The organism is Sphingobacterium bovisgrunnientis (assembly GCF_009829085.1).
GTDB lineage: Bacteria > Bacteroidota > Bacteroidia > Sphingobacteriales > Sphingobacteriaceae > Sphingobacterium > Sphingobacterium bovisgrunnientis.
The window spans coordinates 18,755-40,995 of sequence record NZ_WUQY01000002.1 but is presented as its reverse complement, the minus strand read 5'-3'; the positions used below and the strand labels follow the sequence as shown (position 1 = coordinate 40,995).

The window sequence follows — 22,241 nt, the reverse complement described above, 5'->3', positions numbered from 1 at the left end:
TTATTTTTTGTAAACAAAAAAGAGAGTTACAATTGTAACTCTCTTTCGTTGTCCGACCTGGATTCGAACCAAGACAAACAGTACCAAAAACTGTCGTACTACCCTTATACTATCGGACAAACACGTTCAAACTTTATGTGTCGTTGTTTCCTTGTTTGACGATGCAAATATACGCTGATTTTTCAACCCAACAAATTTTTTTGACTCCAAATTTGTATCTCTGTTGATTTTCAATGGAATATTTTTTCACTCACTTGATGGCAGGATTGATTTTTGGTGCGATAAAGTGTAAAGCTGTGTTAAAATGTCATTTATTTATTCATTTGTAGAAATGTATTCCTTATTTTCGAAGCGAGTTTGTAAACAGACAACAGTTTATGACTTGATTTGGATAGATTATATGTTTCTAATCAAATAACAAGTAATTTATTAAAATCAATTATTCTATAGCGCAATATACATATATGATGAATTACAATAAGATTAACAATCTGCTAGGATGGCTTTGTGCTATTGTAGCAACACTTGTTTATGTCGTTACTGCTGAGCGAACAGCGAGCTGGTGGGACTGTGGTGAGTTTATCGCTTCAGCCTATAAGATGCAAATTGTGCATCAACCTGGTGCTCCTTTGTTCTTGATGATCCAAAACATATTTTCAAATATGGCGATGGGTGACAAATCGCAACTCGCATATTGGATGAACGTAGGTTCTGCTGTCAGTTCGGGATTGACAATTCTCTTTTTGTTTTGGTCTATCACGGCTTTAGGGCGCAAAATATTTCTAGGCAATGCAAATCATACGACTTCTCTGACTTCAACACAAACAATAGTCGTGATGGGAGCTGGTTTAGTCGGTGCATTAGCATATGCTTTTTCAGATACATTTTGGTTTTCTGCTGTAGAATCCGAAGTATATGCCATGTCTTCTTTATGTACGGCTGTAGTATTTTGGGCGATATTGAAGTGGGAAGTACGTGCAGATGAAGAAGGTGCTGATCGTTGGTTGATCTTCATTGCTTATGTAATGGGATTATCTATCGGTGTCCATTTATTGAATTTATTGGTAATACCTGCTATTGCGTTAGTTATATATTTCAGAAAAACGAAACAAGTAACCAAGGGAGGTGCTTTAAAAGCATTTTTGCTGGGTGTTGTGGTGTTAGGCTTTATCTTATGGGGTGTTATACAGTTCTTGATTAAGTTTGCTGCCTTTACTGATTTATTCTTTGTGAATACTTTAGGATTGGGATTTGGTACAGGAGTTACGTTCTTTGCTTTATTGGTGTTGGGTGGTTTAATTTTCGGAATCTGGTATTCGATCAAAAAAGTAAAGCCAATCTTGAATATTGCTTTAGTTTCTTTGGGTTTCATAATCTTCGGATACAGTTCTTTTGCGATGATTACTATTCGTGCAAAAGCTGATCCTACGTTAAATAATTCCGATCCGGATAATGCGTTTACTTTCTTAAGTTACCTTAACCGCGAACAATACGGTGATGAGCCTTTGTTTAAAGGAAAGTATTTTGATGCAAAACCAACTGATGCTTTTGATGCTGGAAATGTATACCGCAAAGACAAGGATAAGTACGTTGTTGCTCGTAAAAAGACAAAATATAGTTACGATAGTGAAACAATTTTCCCTCGTATTTACTCAGATAGAGGAGAACATGCGAATTTTTATAGACAATATTTGAATTTGGGACCAGAAGAAAAACCTACATTTTCAGACAACTTGAAATTCTTCTTTGGATATCAAATTGGACATATGTACTTCCGTTATTTCATGTGGAATTTCGTAGGTAGACAGAATGATGTACAAGGTCATGGCTCTACGTTAGAAGGGAACTGGATTTCGGGTATCACTCCAATTGATAATGTGCTAGTAGGCGGACAAAATGCTTTGCCAACTTCGGAGAAGGAAAATCCTTCGCGCAATACATACTTCTTCCTACCTTTTATTCTTGGAATAATAGGTGCGTATTGGCATTTTGGTAAAAAACAGAAAGATGCTTTAGTCGTGATGCTTTTGTTCTTCTTCACGGGTTTGGCGATTGTATTATATTTAAATCAATCTCCATTGCAACCTCGTGAACGTGATTATGCGTATGCAGGATCATTCTATGCTTTTTCTATTTGGATTGGACTTGGAATAATTGCGATTTGGGAATTTTTGTCTAAGAAAGTAAATGCTAAATCTGCTGCTATCGGTGTGACTGCATTAGGTGTCTTGGCAGGTCCAGTATTATTGGCTTCACAAAACTGGGATGATCACAATAGATCGGAAAAATCTTTGTCGCGTGACATGGCTTTAAACTATTTGGAGTCTGTAGAGCCAAATGCTATTTTGTTCTCTTATGGTGATAATGATACCTATCCATTGTGGTATTTGCAAGAGGTGGAAGGAATTCGTACGGATGTACGTGTAGTGAATTTGAGTTTGCTTTCTTCGGATTGGTATATGCGTCAAATGATGAAAAAGGTCAATGATGCGGATGCCTTGCCAATTAATATTGATCCAGAAAAAATTAAAGACGGCGTGCGCGACGTGATTTACTACTACGATTACAAAATCCCTGGTAATGTGGATTTAAGAGCGGCATTGGAGATAATGTTATCAGATGATCCAGAAAATAAAATGCAAACGCAATCTGGTGAGAATATCAATATTCTTCCAACTAAAAATTTGAAGTTACAAGTGGATAAGCAAGCTGTATTAACAAATAAAGCTGTTCCGACAATATGGCAAGATTCAATTGTAGATTCATTGACTTTTACGTATCCAATGGGCTATGTTTCGCGCGCTGAACTGTCGGTATTGTCGATCTTGGCAAATAATAATTGGGAACGTCCGATTTATTTCACGACAACTACACCTCAACAATTCTACTTGGGATTGGACAAATATTTGGTGTCAGAAGGTTTTGCCTTACGTTTGATTCCGGTGAATACAAATGTGACTGACGCAGAACAAGGAGCAATTCAACATACAGATGCGGTTTATGATAAAATCATGAACAAGTATAAGTTCGGAAATATTGCTAACTCGAAGTATTTGGATCCGGATACATACCGTTATTTGACATTCTATACAAGTTCAATCTTTGGTGAAACTGCTCAAAACTTATTGCAAGCTGGTAAGAAAAAAGAAGCGCATGATGTGGTGCTGAAAGCCTATGATAATCTTCCGAAAAAAGTATATCAAATGAGTGAGCCAATGAGCTATGTGCCGTTGTTGGATGCAATGTACCAAACGGGTGAATCAGCGAAAGCAAAAGAAATTACCTTACGTAATTTGAATTACATCAAAGAAAATATGCATTATTTTGCGTCGAATCAGTACATCAAGGATTTATCTTCGGAGCGTAATGTACGTTTGGCATTAGTAGGTTTACAACGTCTAAAAATGATGGGTGAACAATACAAAGATGCTGATGTCCAAAAGGCAGCAGATGAACTGTGGAAACAATACGGTTATTTCTTCGGAGAATAATCCGAATTTAAATATTTATGAAAAGGGATGTCGAAAGACATCCTTTTTTGCTTTTAGCAAGCTTTGCTAAGCTGAGTTTCCATTTTTTATTCCAACTCTGAATAAAAAAGCCTATTTTTGTCCAAATAATCCTATAATGAAACAATCGATTTTATTAGACGGTCCTAAGTTTCAAATTACAATCAAAAGATTGTGTCAACAATTGATTGAAAATCACGGAGATTTCTCGAATTCAGCACTTGTCGGTATCCAGCCGCGTGGAACTTTTTTGGCCAAACGCATCGCCAAGGAGTTGAAAGAAATGTTGGGCAAAGATGTAGATACAGGTATCTTGGATATTACATTTTTTCGCGATGATTTTCGCCTTAAAGGCAATTCACCTTTACTCGCTAACAGCACGCAGATTGATTTTATTGTGGAAGGTAAGAATGTGATTTTTGTCGATGACGTACTTTGGACAGGTCGTACTATTCGTTCAGCGATGGACGCTATACAAGCATTTGGTCGCTCAGAGCGCATCGAACTTTTATGTTTGGTAGACCGCCGATTCTCGAGACAAATTCCTATACAGCCTGATTATATTGGAATTCAAGTGGATTCTATCGACTCACAAAAAGTTATTGTGAGTTGGGAAGAAGTCGATCAGGAAGATAGCATCGTATTGATTACGGACAAAAAATAATTTTTTCAGCGAAAAATAGTAGTTACAATGCCAACAACAACAGAACAGTTAAGTACACGCCACTTATTAGGCATCAAAGACCTAACTGAGCATGATATTCAATTAATTTTAGATACAGCAGCAAACTTTAAGGATGTCCTTAATCGTCCGATTAAGAAAGTTCCTTCGTTAAGAGACATCACGATTGCTAATGTTTTCTTTGAAAATTCTACCCGTACGCGTTTATCATTTGAATTAGCAGAGAAACGTCTTTCCGCTGATACAATCAATTTTGCAGCTTCTTCTTCCTCAGTAAGCAAAGGGGAAACATTGATTGATACGGTCAACAATATTTTGGCGATGAAAGTTGACATGATTGTGATGCGTCATCCGTATGCTGGAGCGGGCGTATTTTTAAGCAAACATGTGGACGCACAAATCGTTAATGCGGGTGATGGGGCGCATGAGCATCCTACACAAGCGTTGCTGGATTCTTTTTCTATTCGTGAGAAATATGGAGATTTGGCAGGTCGCAAAGTTGCAATCATAGGTGATATCTTACACTCGCGTGTGGCGTTATCGAATATTTTGTGTTTACAAAAACAAGGCGCTGAAGTGATGGTTTGTGGACCAACAACATTGATTCCAAAATATATAGCTTCATTGGGTGTAAAAGTAGAACACGATTTAATGAAAGCATTGAATTGGTGTGATGTGGCGAATATGTTGCGTATCCAGTTGGAGCGTCAAGATATTGCTTATTTCCCATCTTTGCGTGAGTATTCGATGTTGTATGGATTGAACAAAGAAATCTTGGATTCGCTAGATAAAGAAATTACAATTATGCATCCGGGGCCTATTAATAGAGGGGTGGAGATTACATCAGATGTGGCTGATAGTCCGCATTCGATTATTCTCGACCAAGTCGAAAATGGTGTCGCTGTGCGAATGGCGGTTTTATACTTGCTAGCAGGAAAGAGAGGTTAAGGTTATTAACCTCTCTTTTTTATGCTTATTTTTTCTCTTTTGGTGGGAAGAAAAATTGCATTGGGCTTAATAAAAACAATGCCCAAATAGCCTTACTTACCAATATCAATTCATAAAATTTCATTTTACGGGCACGAAATGCAAGAATTAATGACAAGCTAAAGCTGACGATAAAATTCACAAATCCAATTACTCCTATTCCGACTACGCCCCAAATAATCATATCTGTCGGTGCGCGCCAGTCACTTCCATACATGCCCAAAGCTAGGTTTCCACTCGCAAATGTGATGTGACGAATATCGATATCCAATCCTAAAAATATACCAATTGAACCCGTCATTCCCATAAAAACACCAAACCAAACATTGGAAATAACACCAGCCCACTTTTTTTTGTACCATCCAGCGAATTGTTTAGTTTTTTCTTTCCCAAATACTCTTTTCAAGATGGGATGCTGCTCTATTCGGTAATATAAGGAGTTGTATTTATCACGATTAGCAACACTTCCTGCAATAATTCCCGACAGGAATAAGAATACGCCAGCAATTGCTGCATGATATATTGCCGGTGAGTCAACTGGATCCAAATCTGTGATTAATCCTCTCCATTTTGAAGATGCGATATTGTACGAGTATAAAGTGTCAATTCCCCAAATCAAGAGCATAGCGATAGGAAATGCCAGTAATACGTTACCGACAAACGCAATAAATTGCGATCGAAATACTCTGGAAAAGAAATTGGCGAATGACCAGTATTTGTAATTGCGTTCTTCTTTACTTTCTGTCTTGCGTTCCAAAGCACTTACTAATGCAGAGGCCGTCATCGCGGGCTGTTTAGTAGCTAACGTACAACCCAATAAATAAATTGCTGTAAAGCCCAAAGCATAATTCAAACTGTATAATACTGCATGTCCAAAAATACTTGTATCCGCTTTGGACATCAATACTTTTATAATACAGAGCACAGCTACAATGCACCCACCGCCACACGCTGACCAAAACATATTGGTGTATTCTTTTTTCGAAGAAGTAATATAATGCTCACCTGTTTGCGCGGTGTGTTGTGTGATTTCGTAGGCTATAGACTGTGTGCTTTCATTTACAAGACGACGAACATTCGTTTTATTTACATTGATAAAGATGAGTTTTTTGATTAATGATATAGTTTGTTCCACACCTTTATTAGGATCATCTAAAACTATATAAGCCAAAATTTCACGAATCCGACCCAATTGCTGACGCAAGCGAAGCAGAGATTGGTTTACTTTCATCGAAATTCCCAACTTATGCGAATTCGCAAAGGCATCAACGATGTATTTGTCACATTGATTCAACAAAATGTTAATTTGTTTGTAATATATGTCAGAGCTTTCGAGATGTGGACTTTTTTCAGAACGTACATATTGGATAATGTTATTCATTTCTTGCAATAGCCCGATGAAAGGATTGTCAAAATTACGGTATTCGGGAGTCATCTTACTCACATCTGCCTCCATTGCACGGCCAGATACTCGTTGAGTCAATACTTCTAATCCATATAGAATTTCCGAAATTGCATGATTATCTGTATTATCTGCATAGATGTTTTTGCCTTCCAAAATTGTAAATAGGCGAATCAATTGTTCGTCGGGGATTCGAGAAATCCATTCCGCGTCTTTGCGGTCATAAAAAACTTGATTCAATATAAACTCCAAAGATTCCGGGGGAGCCTGATGAGGAACAAGTTTGGCAACAACTCTCAAGCGTACTTCGTACAAGAAATCACTGTAATTCATGATGCCTACATCCGAAATGATTTGATCAAAATCTTTTTTCGTAAGATTTAGCGATTCAATCTTGAAAAGTAAAAGATTTTTGTAATCTATATTTGCTTGTAATAATTCCAAAAGATCACTAATCTCAACTAATGCTGAATTTTTTTGTTTTCGATAAATATTGACTAAATCGATAATAATATCAAGACCATCGATTTCACTGTGAGAAGCTTTTTCAAAGAGTTTTATTAAGTCTTGTTTGGTTTCTGCCATCTACTTATTTGTGTGAGTACAATTTCTTAAGTTGGATAAATTACGTTTTTATGTTGAAACACACAAAATACTTACTTGGTTTTGTAGCTTGACATTTGGCAATAAAATTGAGTAATGTGAAATAATGTTAAAAATTCCAGTATAGTCAGACTTAATCGTAAAATTAGCGTTATAAAAGGTGTTTACTAACAGATGTTAACAACTTTTGAGGAAAACATGCTACTTTACTACTAATTTAGTAGAATGAATAGTACTGTGTCTATGGGACTTTACTCTTTCATGATTCTGAGGGATAATTAGAAATTTAGATAAAAGAAAATACACCATTATGTACAAGAAAATTTACGGATTGGGTGTTGCATTAAGCTTAATGGCTGCTCCGGTATTTGGTCAACAGACAGCTTGGCAGGATATTAATAGAGCATATAAAACAGGTCTAGAATTATATGAGCGCGGTAAATTTAGTTCTGCAGCCAAACAATTTGATAAAGTAGAAGAGTTACGTACCAAGTCAACGTTACAGTTGGATGAAACGGAAGAATTGACTCTAATCAAAGAAGGGGTACGTTTTTATCAAGCGGTGTGTGCATTGGAGTTAGGTGATTCGGATGCTGAAGGTCGTTTTCTGAAGTACATCAAAGATTATCCAGCAAGCGCAAATTCGAAGGCGGCTTATTTCCAAATCGGTCGTTCGTATTATGCAAAGAAAGATTATCCAAAAGCTATTGAATGGTTTACGAAAATCGAAAGTAAAAATTTAGCGGGCGCTGAAAATATCGAATACCGTTTTAAATTGGGTTATGCACAATTCATGACCAATGATTATAAATCGGCTAAACCATTATTCGAGAAATTAAAAGACGAAAATAGCCAATACCAAGAAGCGTCAATTTACTATTATGCGTACTTGTGTTATTTGGATGCGGAGTACAAAACAGCTTTGAATGAGTTCGAAAGATTGAATGGTTCAAAGACTTTCGAAACTACTTATCCTTATTATATCACAGCGTTATATTTCTTAGACAAACGCTACGATGATGTATTGAGTTATGCGTTGCCAATCTTGCAAACTACAAAACAAGAATTCGAGACAGAAATGTTTAGAATTATTGGTGCTACTTATTTTATCAAAGGTGATTTAGCGAAGTCAAAACAATATTACGATAAATTTCAGGCGCAAGATCAAGGTAAAACACAAAATAACCAAGATAGCTATCAAATAGGTTATATCGCTTACAAGTTAGGAGATTATGAAAAAGCGATTACGGAATTAGAAAAAATGACGGATCCAGATGAATATTATCAAAGTGCGATGATAACATTGGGTGATTCGTTTATAAAAACTGGAAATAAACAGAGTGCGCGTAATGCGTTCTTCAAAGCTTCAAAATTGGATTTTGATTCACAATTGAAAGAAGAAGGTTTATTCAATTATGCTAAACTTTCGTACGAATTAGAATTCCATCAAGTAGCTTTGGATGCTGTTCAAGAATATCTGGATACGTACAAAAGCAACAAGCGTAACGAAGAAGCTAAAACTTTGTTGGCAGAAGTGTTATTAAGTACCAAAAACTACCGTAATGCTGTTGATGTTTTGGAGTCATTTCCTTTGACATCTAAAGAGGCGAAGGCAGCTTACCAAAAAGTAACGTATTACCGTGGATTGGAATACTATAACGAGCGTGCTTTCGAAAATGGTATTTCGATGTTTATGCGATCCGAAGCTAATCGCTATGATGAAGAAATTTATGCGTTAGCGACATATTGGAAAGCAGAAGCAATGTATGAGGTACGTAAGTACAAAGAATCAGTTGCAAATTTCAACAAATTCTTACAACTTCCGGCAGCGCGTAAGACAGATGTGTATCATTATGCGAATTACGCATTGGCGTATGCGGCATTTAGAAATGATAATTTCAATACATCGGCCAATTACTTTGAACGTTTCTTAGCCGGTGGTGGCAAAGACGGCATTGAGCTAAATACCAAAAACGATGCAATAGCACGTTTAGCAGATTCGTATTTTGCGACGAAGAATTACGGTAGAGCGATGACGTATTATGATCGATTAATAAGTTCAAATGCACAAAGTCAAGATTATGCGTTGTTCCAACGTGGAATTATTCAAGGATTGCAAGGAAATAATGAAGCGAAAATTGCAACATTGAATTCTGTAATTGCTAAATATCCAAAATCAAACTATGCCGATGACGTTGCTTTTGAAATTCCGTATACGTATTTCATGACAAACCAATACGACAAAGCAATCGAAGGATTGCAATCGATGGTCGAGAAATATCCACGTAGTTCGTATGTTCCACGTGCTTTATTGACGATTGGTTTGGTACAATACAATCAGGATAATACAGATGCGGCGCGCGCTACTTTTGAGCGTGTAGTAAGTCAATATGCTACGACGGATGAGGCTAAACAAGCGATACGTTCAATAGAAAATATTTATTTGGATAAAGGAGATGCTACTGGATACATTCGCTATGCGACTTCTACAAACATCGGTAACCTTTCTCAAGCAGAGCAAGATGCACATACATTTGGTATCGCGCGTAATTTGTTTGAGCGTGGAAATTACCAAGGTGCTGTAGAGGCTGTGAACGCATACTTCGATAAGTTCCCAAAACCTATTAATGAGAAGTTTGCGCGTTTTATTCGTGGTGAGAGTTATGCGCAATTGAAGCAAGACCAACAAGCCCTGCATGATTTTAATATCATCATGAACGATTGGACTTCAGCTTATACGGAAAATACATTGATAAGTGTATCCAAATTGCATTTGCGAAATAAATCGTACAATGAAGCTGTTCAAGTATTGAAAAAACTAGAGTTGACTTCGGAATACAAAGAAAATTACGGTTTTGCTATTAAAAATTTATTGATCTCGTATTACAATATCGGCGATCCAGTGGAGACATTGACTTATTCTAATATTTTAAAGAATTACGAGAAGTCTTCTGAAGAGGATATTGCATTAGCACATTTGTATGCGGCAAAAGCATATGCAAAACAAAACAAAACAGCAGACGCAACGAAAGAACTAAATTTAGCGGCGCTAAAATCTAAAACGGAAACAGGTGCAGAAGCACGCTATTTGGTAGCTGAGCAGCAATTGAAAGCGAAACAATACGACAAAGCTATCGAGTCAGCTTTTGATATTGCTAATACCTTCTCTTCTTATGACTATTGGGTGGCAAAAGGTTTCATTTTAATGTCAGATGCGTACGTAGGAAAGGGTGATAAGTTCCAGGCTAAGGCAACACTAGAAAGTGTAATTGAGAATTATGAAAATGATTCGGATGATGTCTTGAAGACTGCGAAGGAACGTTTACAAAAATTGAAATAACAAGAAATAGGAAATAAGATGAAATTGCATAAAACAGTATTTAAGAATTATGCTATAGTAGCATTGTTATTAGGATTGGGGCAACAAGTCTCTGCACAAGTTGATCCCGAGAGACCAGTAACGATTGATTCTTTTGATGTAGTCCGTGATTACAAACCTATTCTTGCTGATGCGGTAAAGATTCGTCGTAGCCCAGACATGACCAACAAGCGTGCATATATGCAAAAGCTTACTTACGGAAATGTCCCAGATAAAAAATTGGATATCAATACAGGTCTGAAGGAACTAACGGTGCAAGAGTTGCCATTTACGAAAGTTCAAGATATTACCTCCAACTATGTGAAATTGGGAATAGGTAACCTAGGAACTATTCTTGGAGAGGCATATGTAGCGAATGAACAGTATGAAAATTTACGTTTTGGTGCTTTTGTGAAGCATTTAAATCAGAAAGGTTCGTTGGATGAACAAAAATTCTCTAGACAGGAAGTTGGAATTTTTGGACGTCGTATTTTAGATGGTTTTACTGTAGACGGAACAGTTGGTTATAATAGATTTGCGACACGTTTCTATGGAATTCCAGTAGATTTATCGGGTGTCACATTGAATCCAGCAAAAGAAGCGCAAGCTTTCAATGATATTTATTTTACAGGTGAATTAACGAGTAATTTTGATCCAGCTAACGAAGAAGCCGTTTCTTATTCTGCTAAATTAGACGCTTATACGTACAAGGATAAATTCGATGGAAGCGAAAATTCAATCGCATTGTCGGGTTACTTAAATAAGCGCGTCCGTACATTCAATATTGGTGCTAACGTAGCTTTAGATTACAATTCGATTGGGGGTGTAGGTGCTAATTTAGATAAATTCAAAAATTCGGTTGCGACGATCAATCCATATATCAGTTTCAAAGGAACGAACTATACATTGACATTAGGTGGTAATATCGTGTCCGAATTTGGTGACGAAAGTAGATTTAATATTTTTCCATCTGCTGAAGTAGATTTCTCCTTAGTGCCGGGTTATATTCATTTGTTTGGTGGTTTGAATGGAAGTGTACAAAAAGCTTCTTATAAGCAACTTACGCAGTTGAATCCTTATTTGGGTCCAAATCAAACATTCCAAAACCAGGTTGATCGTTTGCACATTTTCGGTGGTATTAAGGGGAATGCAGGTGCGACATTTGGCTACAAAGCGAAAGTTATTTACAAGAATATAGAAGGATTACCATTATTTTTGAACAATGCTGAAGCTCCTTTCCGTTTCGATTTAGTATATGATGGAAACGAGGATGACAAAGCAAAATACTTCGGTATTGAAGGAGAAATTAACGTACGTTTATCGCAATTAGTTAATTTAGGAGCACGACTTAATATTGATGGGTATACTACAGCGACACAAGATGAAGCTTGGTTCACGCCAAATCTGCGTTTAGCTTCCAATGCACGCTTTAATATCTCAGAAAAACTGTATATTGATGCTGAGGCTTTGTTTCATGGTTCTTCATGGGCAGCAACCTATGATTATGATTTGAACGCCACTCCAGTACGCATTGACAATTCGTATAGCAAAGTGTCAGTTCCAGAGTTTTTTGATTTAAACGCGGGAGCTGAATATAAAGCCATGTCTAATTTAGGAATATTTATCAAGGCCAATAATATTTTTAACAAAGAGTACCAGCGTTATTTATATTATCCTAAGTTAGGTTTCAATGTGATAGGAGGAGTTAATTTTTCATTTTAACAAATAAGATTATAACTTTGCAACACATATTATAGTTTAAATTATATGAATTTAGGAAGGCAAATTTATTCTTTGCTCAAAAGACATGCAATGGTCTTTGTGAAAGGATTAGGAACGTTCAAACGTATCCGTACATCGGCGTCTTTTGATGCAAATCGAAAAGTTGTCTTACCTCCTTTAAGTTATATCGAATTTGAACATGAAGTGCAAGAAGGTTATGATTTCGCATTGTATATACAGCAAAGTCAGCATCTAGAAAAATCTGAAGCAGAAACTCTCATACAAAGGGAAATAGAAATATTAATAGATATTATCAATACGGATGGGCAAGCCACACTTGAAGAATTGGGTCAACTTGTTTCATACGGTCATTCTTATATCTTCAAGCCATTTGATCTAAGTGGTTTTCAATTTTTACCAATTGAGGATCCATATGTAAAAGAGCTCGATGAATTAGATAATTTAGCCGTTAATAATGAAATAGATAATACCTCCGTAGAATCATTCCCTGAAGAAATTTCGCCTATCAGCGAGAAAGATAAAAAGATTTTGCAGGAAGTACATCAAATTGATAACTCTTCTTCAGTAAAAGCTCCAGCATATACAACAAACACACCTTATGCAGAGCATCATAATTATTTTGAAGATGAAAAACCAAGACAGAATAATACATTAGTATATGTATTGATAGCTGCATTGGCATTGATTACGTTGGGTGGTATTTATTATTACAGTATTATCACAAAAAAATTGGATAATGTAGATCAATATCTTACCGAATTTGGGATTGATACGATAAATCAAGATGGAGATACACTGAGCACAGTAATTGACACCAACAGCATTACGCCAATCGATTCAACTACATTGCTAGCAAATGATTCTTTAGTTACTCAGTTGGAGGAACCTGCTCCCAAGGTTGTAGAACCAATAAATCACAAGTTCGCAATTGTGGTGGGAACGCATCCAAAATTTGCACAAGCGGAAGCTGAAGCAGCCGAATATCACAAAAAGGGATTCAAGCATGTACGTGCGTTACCTTCCAATTTGGAGAAAAATCGTAAAAAAGTTATTTGGGATACATATCCAACCAAGGAGCTACGTGACTCTGCTTTACGTTATGTGCAAAAAAATGTCAAGTCAGACGCTTGGCCTACAGTATTATAATTAAGATTAATAGAAACCAATAAAACAAATAGTATTACATATTATGTCATTCATTCAAGACAACTTAGTCACAGATTCTTTGAATCAAGCAGCATCAGCAGCAAATCAGGCCATAGCTATCGCACAACCTGTCGATGATCAAAATCTTATTCAATTACTAATGAAGGGTGGTTGGATTATGATTCCAATCGTAATATTATTTTTCATCGGATTAGTGATTTTCATTGAACGTTACATTACAATTAGTAAAGCATCAAAAACAGATGGCAATTTGATGGCACAGATTAAGAGTAATGTGTTGTCTGGTAAATTGGATTCAGCTATTGCGGTATGTCGTTCGAGCAATTCAGCTTTAGCGCGTATGTTGCAAAAAGGTTTGACTCGTGTCGGTCGTCCAATCAAAGACATTGAGGGTGCAATTGAGAATGCAGGTAAATTAGAAGTTTCGCGTTTAGAAAAAAACATCAATATATTAGGAATTATCGCAGGTATTGCGCCGATGCTTGGTTTCGTAGGAACGATTTTCGGGGTTATCCAAATTTTCCGTGAGGTAGAAATTGCAGGTGGTATTGATATTGGCTCAGTTTCAGGTGGTCTTTATGTCAAAATGATTGCATCAGCTTCAGGTTTGACAATTGGTATCTTGGCATACATTGGCTACCACATCTTGAATATGATGGTAGAACGCTTGATCCTAAAAATGGAAACTGAAGCGGTAGAATTTATTGATTTATTAGACGAACCAGGGGTTTAATCGAGGACCTATTATAATCGGATAGACCATGAATATAAGAAATAGAAGAGGTAAACCTACTGCAGAAGTGCATACAGCAGCGCTGAATGACATCATGTTCTTTTTGATGTTATTCTTCTTGTTGGCTTCGGCGGTGGCAAACCCTCAGGTGGTGAAATTATTATTGCCAAAATCCAGTGCAGGCGAACAATCTGTAGCGAAGAAAACTGTTACTGTATCAATCACTGCGGATTTGGCGTATCATGTGGACAAGCAAACAGTGCCGTATGAGGCATTAGAACAAACTTTGCAAGCGCAAATGAATACAGGAGAGGAAGTGACCATCATGCTTTATGCGGATAGTACAGTTCCGATCCAAAATGTTATATCTGTAATGGATGTTGCAAACCGTTTGAAAATCAAATTGGTATTAGCTACAGAGCCAAAGAAGGATTAGAAATTGATAATTTGACAATTTGAAAGTCGTTGAGTCTAAGTAATACGTAGTTAAAGAGTTAATTGTTTTTTGACTTTTTAATCCAGACTTTTAATTTAAGAATAATGTATTATCATATAAAAGAAGAGAATAATTTACCCAAAGCTATTGGCTATTCGTCCATTGTCATGGCGATTTTGATTGCTATTGGCTTTTTTATAGTCTTTGGACAGCCTGCTATTCCAGATTATGGGATGGGTGGAATTGTGGTGAATTATGGTACATCGGATGTGGGTACAGGCGAAGATTATATGAGCATTGAAGAACCTTCGATGGATGAAAATGCGAATAATTTAAGACCCGATCGCATCGTTCCGACAGAAACACCTACACCAACTCCTACGCAGCAAGTATCTGATAAAGCTGTCGCAACCCAGGATATGGAAGATGCGCCAGCAGTTACAAAAACTGAAAAGGCTGTTAAAAATCCTGCGCCCGAAACAACGAAGGAAGTAAAAAATAGTACGCCTACAGTGAATACCAATGCCTTGTATAAAGGTAAAAAGAATAATGGGCAAGGTGCTGGTGATGGCGAAGGTGGCGGAGCTGGTAATCAGGGTTCTGCATTAGGTGATCCTTTAGCATCCAATTATGGTGAAGGTGGCTCAGGTTTCGGAAATACACCAATTTCATTGACAAGTAGACATTGGGCTGTACGACCTAATATTGATGACAAAAGCCAATTCTCGGGTGTTGTTGTGTGCGAATTGACTGTGGATAGAAATGGTAATATCGTAAGTGTAAGACCAGGTGTAAAAGGCACAACCTATTCATCACCTACTGTTTATAGCATGTTGGAAAGAGAATTGCGCAAAGCAAAATTCAATACCGTTCCAAATGCGCCTGAAAGACGTGTAGTACACGTTACAATAAATTTCAAAGTAAGATAATTTAAATTTTATGCATACTTATACAGAGGTAATCGATTATTTATATAGTCGATTACCTATGTTTACTCGTGACGGTGCTTCTGCCTACAAGAAGGATTTAGATCGTACGATAGCGCTTTGTGAAGCCGTAGGAAATCCACAAGAAAAATTTAAAACCATTCATGTTGCCGGAACTAACGGCAAAGGCTCTTCTTCGCATATGCTTGCTGCTATCTTGGCAAGTGCAGGTTATAAAACAGGTTTGTATACTTCACCGCATTTGGTGGATTTTAGGGAACGAATCCGAATTAATGGAGAGCAAATTTCGGAGCAATTTGTAATTAACTACGTTAATTCTCAAAAAGATTTAATTGAAGAAATTCAACCTTCATTTTTTGAAGCAACAGTAGCGTTGGCTTTCGATTATTTTGCAAAAGAGCAGGTCGATATTGCTATTATCGAAGTTGGGTTAGGCGGAAGATTGGACAGCACGAATATCATTTCTCCTGAGGTTTGTTTGATTACCAATATTGGTATGGATCACATGAATTTGTTGGGTGATACCTTAGAAGAAATAGCAGGGGAGAAGGCAGGGATTATCAAGCCAAATACACCAGTAGTTATTTCAGAAACAAATCCGATTACAGCTCCTATATTTGAAGCAAAGGCTAAATTAGAAGATGCGCCAATTATTTTTGCTGACCAAGAAATAACAGCTTTACGATTAGAAAAGGATGCTTTAGTGCAACGTATCGTAATCTCTAAAGAAGGGGAAACTAAAGTGTATGATTTGGATTTAACAGGTTCTTATCAAGTAAAAAATATTGTTGGGGTACTTGCCGTCGTAGATCAAGTCCGTCAAAAAGGATTTGCTATTTCGAATGAGCAATTAAGTCATGCCCTTGCCAATGTACAACAACTTACAGGTTTTCAAGGTCGTTGGCAAACATTGAGTACAGATCCATTGATTATTTGTGATACTGGACACAATGAAGACGGTATCAAAGAAGTAATCAAAAACCTTAGTGAAGTTTCTTACCAGAATTTACATATTGTAATCGGAGCAATGAAAGACAAAGATTTGGATCATATGCTTCCTTATCTTCCAAAAGATGCAATTTATTATTTTTCGAATCCAGATATGCCACGTGCGATGGAAGCTGCTGAGTTAGCTGAAAAGGCTTTATCCTATGGGTTGTCAGGGAAAGTTTCGGGTTCCGTTATCCAAGCTTTAAATGATGCAAAAGAAGCATATATGCAAGGTGATTTAATCTTTGTTGGCGGTTCTAATTTTGTGGTCGCTGAGGTATTGCAGAATATGGTATAAGAGAAAAAGTCCAATTGATAATTGGACTTTTTCTTATGTGAATTATGGATTATAAACTAAAACTTTTTTCCATTCCTCATATAGATTAAAAGTATAATTTCCATCGCCCAATTTCAGGACTCCTTCCAAAGTTAAGGTATTGCCATCTTCAGAAAGCTTATAGTTCAAGTTTGTTTGCTTCTCATCAATGTACGATCCACTCGTCTTATCAAGTACATTTTCAGCGTATTTAGCTTCACCATCTATTTTAAATATACCTTCGTGGGTAATAACTGCACCATCAGCGGTTAATTGCATATTGGAAAATTTTCCATCATTTGTAAAAATTTTATACGCTCCAATGGGAATTTCATTAAGGTTTCCTTGGCCATCTTTGTTTTTTTTAAGTTCCCAAATTCCAGTTAATGGTTTGTCTTGTGCAAAACTTAGTGTAAATAATGCTACAAGAAATGTGGTTAGTAGTGCTATTCTTTTCATAATATCATTTTATAGATTCATTTTTAAATTAATTAATTTCCTTTTATTGCCTTAATAATTCCTTCTAGATTTTCGTTAAATTCCATAAGCTGTGCAAAAACTTTGTCATCCTTTCCAAGGCCACCATGCTTGTTGTTTTTGCGGAAAATGGCTTTGATGTCTTCCCAACGATTTTGCTCTTCCGCAGTTATTAAGTTGGCCAATTCTTTTAATTTCAGTAAATTACTTTCTGTGTCAGCTGTCAAAGTTTGTGATTCACTTTCGTAATGTGCACGTAACATGTCGTCGATTTCCTTTTCATTCATCATTGGTACGACTTGTGTCACCAACTTGCTCATGTTACGATACGAGCCTTGCATTTTGAATGATGGTTCTGTACGATACGAATCTTGCATCGCTGCGGATTGAATGTAGTTTTTGTTGACTTTGATAACGACATCACGAATTTTCAATACATGGTTAAGTACCGCTACGAAATTATCAACATCTTGTTTTAAATAATTACCTTCTAAATCGGGTAATTGCTCGGAACCATTTTGCGCAAAATCAATCAACGCATAGAAATCTTTAAACGATTTGCTCGCAATTTTCTCCAAATGAGGATTTTCAATGGCAGCATTTTCAATAAGGCTTAGGTTAAACAAATTTTCGGTATCGCCAATGACATCTCCTAAGTTGTACACATCCGCACGATTCGCCAACATATCTGGAATTTGGAACTTAGAACCTGACTCTGTGTAAGGATTTCCTGCCATCACAATACAAAAACGTTTGCCACGTAAGTCATAAGTTTTACTTTCCCCATCAAAAATACCATCGATTTTGCGCTGCCCATCCGCTAATGAAATGAATTTCTGGAGAAATTCTGGATTCAAATGTTGAATATCATCGAGATACAGCATCACATTATCTGCCATTTCAAAAGACAGGTTGATCTTCTTTAACTCTTCGCGTTCGCCAGAAGTTTTGGCTTCGACGGGATCAATGGACGTAATAGAATGCCCAATAGTAGGACCATTGACTTTCACAAAATGTAAACCCATCGTCTTCGCGAGGTATTCCATCAAAGTTGTTTTACCGTAGCCTGGAGGAGATATCAACAACAACATACCCATACGTGCAGTACGTTTATTATCTCCTGCTGCTCCCAATTGTTTCGCTAAATTGTTTCCGATGAGTGGAAAATACACCTCATTTATAAGCTTATTACGAACAAAAGAAGTTAACACTTTCGGTTCAAACTCATGGATTTTTAACTCTTTCTCATAAGATTTTACCAATTGCTCTTTCATTGCTGCGAAAGAATTAAAGCGTGGGACGTCATGATTCGTGAAAGTATTGAGCTTATCCATAAATTCATGGTAATGGATAGACAACTTGCCGTCTTCCAAAACAGCATGATTACCTTTTAATCCTTCTAAAGATGTCGTGTCGTTGGCAAAATGCAAATGATAAGCTTGTTTTGGAAAAAGTAATTCCACTGCGGCTTCCTCAACCAATAGTCTATAGGTTTCATAATTTGCATTTTCATCGATGAAAGCATGCAACCAATTGAGTAGCAGATGATACTTGTCTTCCAGACTGAAATGTGTGTTTTCTAAATCGTCTTGTAAGGATTTTAATGATTTTTTGTTTTCCAGTGCACGAACAAAATCTTGTTTCAAATGGTCAGCGCTTTCGCTCAATACCATTTTTCCGTTTTGGGAAATAGTCTGGAAAAGATAAGTTGAAATCTGATTGGAAGATGTTTCAAAAACATCAAGCGTTGTTTTCCAATTGAGATATTCTTTTTCAATTTCATCTATGGTACTTTGATAGCGTTTGCTACTTGGAAAAGCTTTTATCACGCCAGCTGTGGAATGGATTAACGCTTCGAGTTTTTGGCGAATTTCAGTTGGCAGCAAAAACCAAAAAAGATGTGCAGTAGCTCGTAGTTTTGGCGAATAGCGAAGCAGTTCCATTTTGTCATCCATCGTTTTGATAGCTTGATAAATCAACAATGCATCGTAATTGTGAACACCTTTGATGTAATTTTCCGAATAACTTTGTTCTACCGTTTGTGTGATAAATTCTTCTGCATTGAAAGGTTCTTGATCTAGCGAAGCTAAAAATGTTTTGAAGGCTAAATATTCAGCACGGTAAACAGCCTTGTTCTCCGAAACTAATTCTTGCTCCCAAATATCTTGAAACGACAGAATTTCTTGACTTTTTACTTTTTGGTAAAAACTCGTACCTGTCAAATGGTAATACAATTCTTCATTGCGACGAAGCAAGGTCAGACTAAGCGGTTGTTTGTTTACGGTGAATTTGTGCTTGCCAAGGGCAATAATGTTGTCGCCATCGACATAGAGCTCCGTCTTGTCGCGTAAGACACGCAATGCATCTTCTTGTGATTTTTTAAGTAAATTTTCTAAGTTTTCAGCCTTTGAAACATCGTTTAATGACTTCAATTCGGTGATAAGCTCACGAATTTTGTTAATCATCAAATCGGAAGCATAGAAACTTAGAATTTCTTCACGCGTGTTGAAGGTTTTGGATTTATTCTCAATGTTTTTGAGAACACGCAAGCCAATCTGCTCCAAAGAAGAACTTCTTTTATTGAGCTGCTCCACAATTTGTTCACGTCTCGCACTGAAAGCTTTGATAATTTCATCGCGCTTGTCCGCGATTTTCAACGCAAAATCATCGAATTCCGAAAACTTGCTATCTAATTCTTCAAGCTGAACAACAATCTTTGTGTAATATTCGTCTACCTTATCAGCCGAAGTAGAAAGTTCCAAATAATTTGTCACCGACTGTTCCAACAAAGTCAATTGAGCCGAAAATTCCGCTACAGCTTCTTTACTTCGCAAAGAATTTAATTTACGCGTAAGTTGTGCACGAACCTCGTTCAACGATGAAAATATCAACGATATTTTCTCAATGATTTTAGTCGTTTGTGTAGCATCTTCGATCTTAAGACTATTGAGAATATCGATCAACAATTCTAATTCAGAAGAAATGGCTGTATTGTTTTCTTCAACTTCTTTGGCGTCAAAAGCTTTGGTAATTTCTTCTACTTTTTTCTTCTGATCGATGACACGTTCTTCGTAGGAGAGGAGGGCATCATCTTTCAATAAAAAAGTAACAGTCTTGTCCGAAAGGTCAACGGCAATTTTTTCAATTTGCTCTGAAAGTGCAGTTATTTGTGCTTCGTCGGTATATTTTACATTTTTCAGATCAATAATTTCACCTCGAAGTTTACGCGAATCTGCCAATTGATGTACCAACTGATCCAGCTTTTCAACAGTTGTGCTGTTGATCTGGAACACGAGATTTTCTAATTTCTTATGTGTGTTTTCTACGACTTCTAAAGCATGTTTGCGTAGCGCTTGCACTTTCACAAATTCATCTATTGCGGTATTCGCAACTTCCGAGATCTGCTTTAGTGGTTCACCCAAACTTTTTAATGCAGGATCATTAATCCAAAAATAGCTATCTAATATTCCATTGGTTTTGCGCAGAATATCTTCATAAAGCCCTTCATAGCTGTCTTCTTTGTTGACCAATTGCACAACTTCTTGGACTTCGGCCATAGCTTGTACAATTTGCTTATTGCCTACTTTGTACACTGGATCATCGCGTCTTTCGGTGTTTTCTTGTAAGATTGCCATGTAAGGCGTTTCCCAAATCTGCACCTGATGATGACGTGTAGCCTCGGCTTCAGTTCGGAAATAAATCAACGAACCATCATCGAATACTGTAAAACCATTGCAGATAATAGGAGTCTCAACCGCTTGCTGAATGATGTTATAAGACATCAAGATATAAGTGTTGGTCTCCGATTGCGTAAATACATACAAGAAATCTTCACCGTTAGGTGAGGCAATTCTGCGCAAGAAGGAAACATCTTCAAAGGTATTATCAAATACTTTGTACGTGCCGTTCTGTAAATAATAGCCATTCGAAAATATGACACCTTGATTATCAGGTAGCAAAATAGCCGATTCATTCAACGATTTGATGTTGACAACCTCTTTGGTACGCTGATTGAAAATGTAAGCTCTAAAATCTTCTTGATAAGGCTTTACGCGAACTGCAATTAAGTTTCCTAAATCGGCATAATAGTAATCCGCATCATCCAATTGTTGATCCGTATTAGCAACCTTTTCCGAATAAATTCCCTGTCCAGAATCTGTGTTATTCTCGATTTTGAACGTAATATCGCCATGCAATGCTTCGATAAAGACTTTATCCAGAATTGAAATGTGTGGAAATTTACCTAGCCTTCGATCTTCTAAAGTCGTTTTGGTCCAAGAGAATTCATGCTGTATAGGTAATTTGACCTCATGAATACTACGGTCATCTTGATAGATAAGTTTATCGCCTTTTATTAACCATTTAAACGCTTTTCTGTCTTCCGCATTTTTGCTGGTTTGGAATATCATATATAGAAAATTTTCCGTTCTGCGGAATTTCGAAAATATGGAATCGCGGTAATATTTATAAAGATTTTGGTAGTCTGTAATAAAATTAGGATCGTTGATTAAATCAAGAGAAAGAGGATTAAAGTGATTATCTTCAAATGCATAAATACTAAATACATCCTCCAATTTAATCTCTGTACGAAGGCCAAAATGTACGTTATAACCGAAAATACAAATATTGTCAAGTGCTATAATGCCACGCGCAACACAGTTATTCTCAGTTGTAATGCGTTGGTTAGCTTTCAATACAAAGCTTGTTGAATTGAAGACTTCCTTGCGCGCTGAATTAAGCTCATTCACACGCTTTGCTAAATCATCACGTTGCGTCAACAGGCGTTTGCGAATGATTTCGTATGAGCCTGTATCTAGCGAATCTTGTTTTATAGGTACCTCTTTGTTTTCTTGCATGGATAATAGTTTTTGAGGCTATTTTATATTAATGT

13 protein-coding genes are annotated in these 22,241 nt (G+C 36.8%); 10 read left to right on the top strand and 3 right to left on the bottom strand.

The window, feature by feature from the left end; translation table 11 throughout:
• Positions 1-464: 464 nt before the first annotated feature.
• The 3 genes from GOQ16_RS01555 to GOQ16_RS01545 all read left to right on the top strand — a co-directional run bounded on the left by GOQ16_RS01555 (position 465) and on the right by GOQ16_RS01545 (position 5,139).
• On the top strand, positions 465-3,491 hold the full coding sequence (locus GOQ16_RS01555; RefSeq protein ID WP_240140943.1) for a DUF2723 domain-containing protein: 3,027 nt from the start codon (positions 465-467) through the stop codon (positions 3,489-3,491).
• Between the two features lie 136 nt (positions 3,492-3,627).
• Positions 3,628-4,173, top strand: a complete 546-nt coding sequence (pyrR, locus tag GOQ16_RS01550; RefSeq protein ID WP_149912520.1) for a bifunctional pyr operon transcriptional regulator/uracil phosphoribosyltransferase PyrR — start codon at positions 3,628-3,630, stop codon at positions 4,171-4,173.
• Positions 4,174-4,200: 27 nt separating this feature from the next.
• Positions 4,201-5,139: an aspartate carbamoyltransferase catalytic subunit gene (locus GOQ16_RS01545; RefSeq protein WP_160067235.1), complete on the top strand. Its 939-nt coding sequence runs from the start codon at positions 4,201-4,203 to the stop codon at positions 5,137-5,139.
• A 25-nt stretch (positions 5,140-5,164) separates the two neighbouring features.
• On the opposite strand, the gene GOQ16_RS01540 is transcribed toward GOQ16_RS01545, so the two are convergent.
• Entirely contained in the window at positions 5,165-7,165 is a 2,001-nt protein-coding gene (locus tag GOQ16_RS01540) for a transporter-like protein (protein ID WP_160067233.1), read from the bottom strand.
• Between the two features lie 328 nt (positions 7,166-7,493).
• Between GOQ16_RS01540 and GOQ16_RS01535 the strand changes: the two genes are divergently transcribed.
• From GOQ16_RS01535 to GOQ16_RS01505, 7 genes are all read left to right on the top strand, one after another.
• A complete protein-coding gene (locus GOQ16_RS01535) occupies positions 7,494-10,523 on the top strand; it encodes a tetratricopeptide repeat protein (protein WP_160067231.1) in 3,030 nt (1,009 codons plus the stop codon).
• 18 nt (positions 10,524-10,541) lie between these two features.
• Positions 10,542-12,263 carry a TonB-dependent receptor gene (locus tag GOQ16_RS01530; RefSeq protein WP_160067229.1) on the top strand — a complete coding sequence of 574 codons (1,722 nt, stop codon included), beginning with the start codon at positions 10,542-10,544 and terminating at the stop codon, positions 12,261-12,263.
• Between the two features lie 45 nt (positions 12,264-12,308).
• Positions 12,309-13,430 (top strand): HU domain-containing protein, encoded by a 1,122-nt coding sequence (locus tag GOQ16_RS01525; protein WP_160067227.1) that lies wholly within the window; start codon positions 12,309-12,311, stop codon positions 13,428-13,430.
• Between the two features lie 43 nt (positions 13,431-13,473).
• The gene (locus tag GOQ16_RS01520) at positions 13,474-14,184 is read left to right on the top strand and encodes a MotA/TolQ/ExbB proton channel family protein (protein WP_149912514.1); all 711 of its coding nucleotides are present in this window, start codon (positions 13,474-13,476) and stop codon (positions 14,182-14,184) included.
• A gap of 28 nt (positions 14,185-14,212) precedes the next feature.
• On the top strand, positions 14,213-14,620 hold the full coding sequence (locus GOQ16_RS01515; protein ID WP_149912513.1) for an ExbD/TolR family protein: 408 nt from the start codon (positions 14,213-14,215) through the stop codon (positions 14,618-14,620).
• Positions 14,621-14,724: 104 nt separating this feature from the next.
• On the top strand, positions 14,725-15,549 hold the full coding sequence (locus GOQ16_RS01510; protein ID WP_160067225.1) for an energy transducer TonB family protein: 825 nt from the start codon (positions 14,725-14,727) through the stop codon (positions 15,547-15,549).
• A gap of 10 nt (positions 15,550-15,559) precedes the next feature.
• Positions 15,560-16,855, top strand: a complete 1,296-nt coding sequence (locus tag GOQ16_RS01505; RefSeq protein WP_160067223.1) for a bifunctional folylpolyglutamate synthase/dihydrofolate synthase — start codon at positions 15,560-15,562, stop codon at positions 16,853-16,855.
• 42 nt (positions 16,856-16,897) lie between these two features.
• Here the strand turns inward: GOQ16_RS01505 and GOQ16_RS01500 are convergent, their stop codons facing one another.
• Together GOQ16_RS01500 and GOQ16_RS01495 are read right to left on the bottom strand one after the other, a co-directional pair.
• Complete coding sequence (locus GOQ16_RS01500) at positions 16,898-17,332, bottom strand: DUF4488 domain-containing protein (RefSeq protein ID WP_160067221.1); 435 nt, start codon at positions 17,330-17,332, stop codon at positions 16,898-16,900.
• A 32-nt stretch (positions 17,333-17,364) separates the two neighbouring features.
• A complete protein-coding gene (locus GOQ16_RS01495; RefSeq protein WP_160067219.1) occupies positions 17,365-22,206 on the bottom strand; it encodes a DNA repair ATPase in 4,842 nt (1,613 codons plus the stop codon).
• Positions 22,207-22,241 lie beyond the last annotated feature (35 nt).

Excerpts from the sequence above, each read along its gene's own strand:
- GOQ16_RS01525 (WP_160067227.1), top strand. The coding sequence starts at position 12,309 with ATGAATTTAGGAAGGCAAATTTATTCTTTGCTCAAAAGACATGCAATG.
- GOQ16_RS01555 (WP_240140943.1), top strand. The coding sequence starts at position 465 with ATGATGAATTACAATAAGATTAACAATCTGCTAGGATGGCTTTGTGCT.
- GOQ16_RS01515 (WP_149912513.1), top strand. The coding sequence starts at position 14,213 with ATGAATATAAGAAATAGAAGAGGTAAACCTACTGCAGAAGTGCATACA.
- pyrR (WP_149912520.1), top strand. The coding sequence starts at position 3,628 with ATGAAACAATCGATTTTATTAGACGGTCCTAAGTTTCAAATTACAATC.
- GOQ16_RS01530 (WP_160067229.1), top strand. The coding sequence starts at position 10,542 with ATGAAATTGCATAAAACAGTATTTAAGAATTATGCTATAGTAGCATTG.
- GOQ16_RS01540 (WP_160067233.1), bottom strand. The coding sequence starts at position 7,165 with ATGGCAGAAACCAAACAAGACTTAATAAAACTCTTTGAAAAAGCTTCT.
- GOQ16_RS01505 (WP_160067223.1), top strand. The coding sequence starts at position 15,560 with ATGCATACTTATACAGAGGTAATCGATTATTTATATAGTCGATTACCT.
- GOQ16_RS01500 (WP_160067221.1), bottom strand. The coding sequence starts at position 17,332 with ATGAAAAGAATAGCACTACTAACCACATTTCTTGTAGCATTATTTACA.
- GOQ16_RS01510 (WP_160067225.1), top strand. The coding sequence starts at position 14,725 with ATGTATTATCATATAAAAGAAGAGAATAATTTACCCAAAGCTATTGGC.
- GOQ16_RS01535 (WP_160067231.1), top strand. The coding sequence starts at position 7,494 with ATGTACAAGAAAATTTACGGATTGGGTGTTGCATTAAGCTTAATGGCT.
- GOQ16_RS01495 (WP_160067219.1), bottom strand. The coding sequence starts at position 22,206 with ATGCAAGAAAACAAAGAGGTACCTATAAAACAAGATTCGCTAGATACA.
- GOQ16_RS01545 (WP_160067235.1), top strand. The coding sequence starts at position 4,201 with ATGCCAACAACAACAGAACAGTTAAGTACACGCCACTTATTAGGCATC.
- GOQ16_RS01520 (WP_149912514.1), top strand. The coding sequence starts at position 13,474 with ATGTCATTCATTCAAGACAACTTAGTCACAGATTCTTTGAATCAAGCA.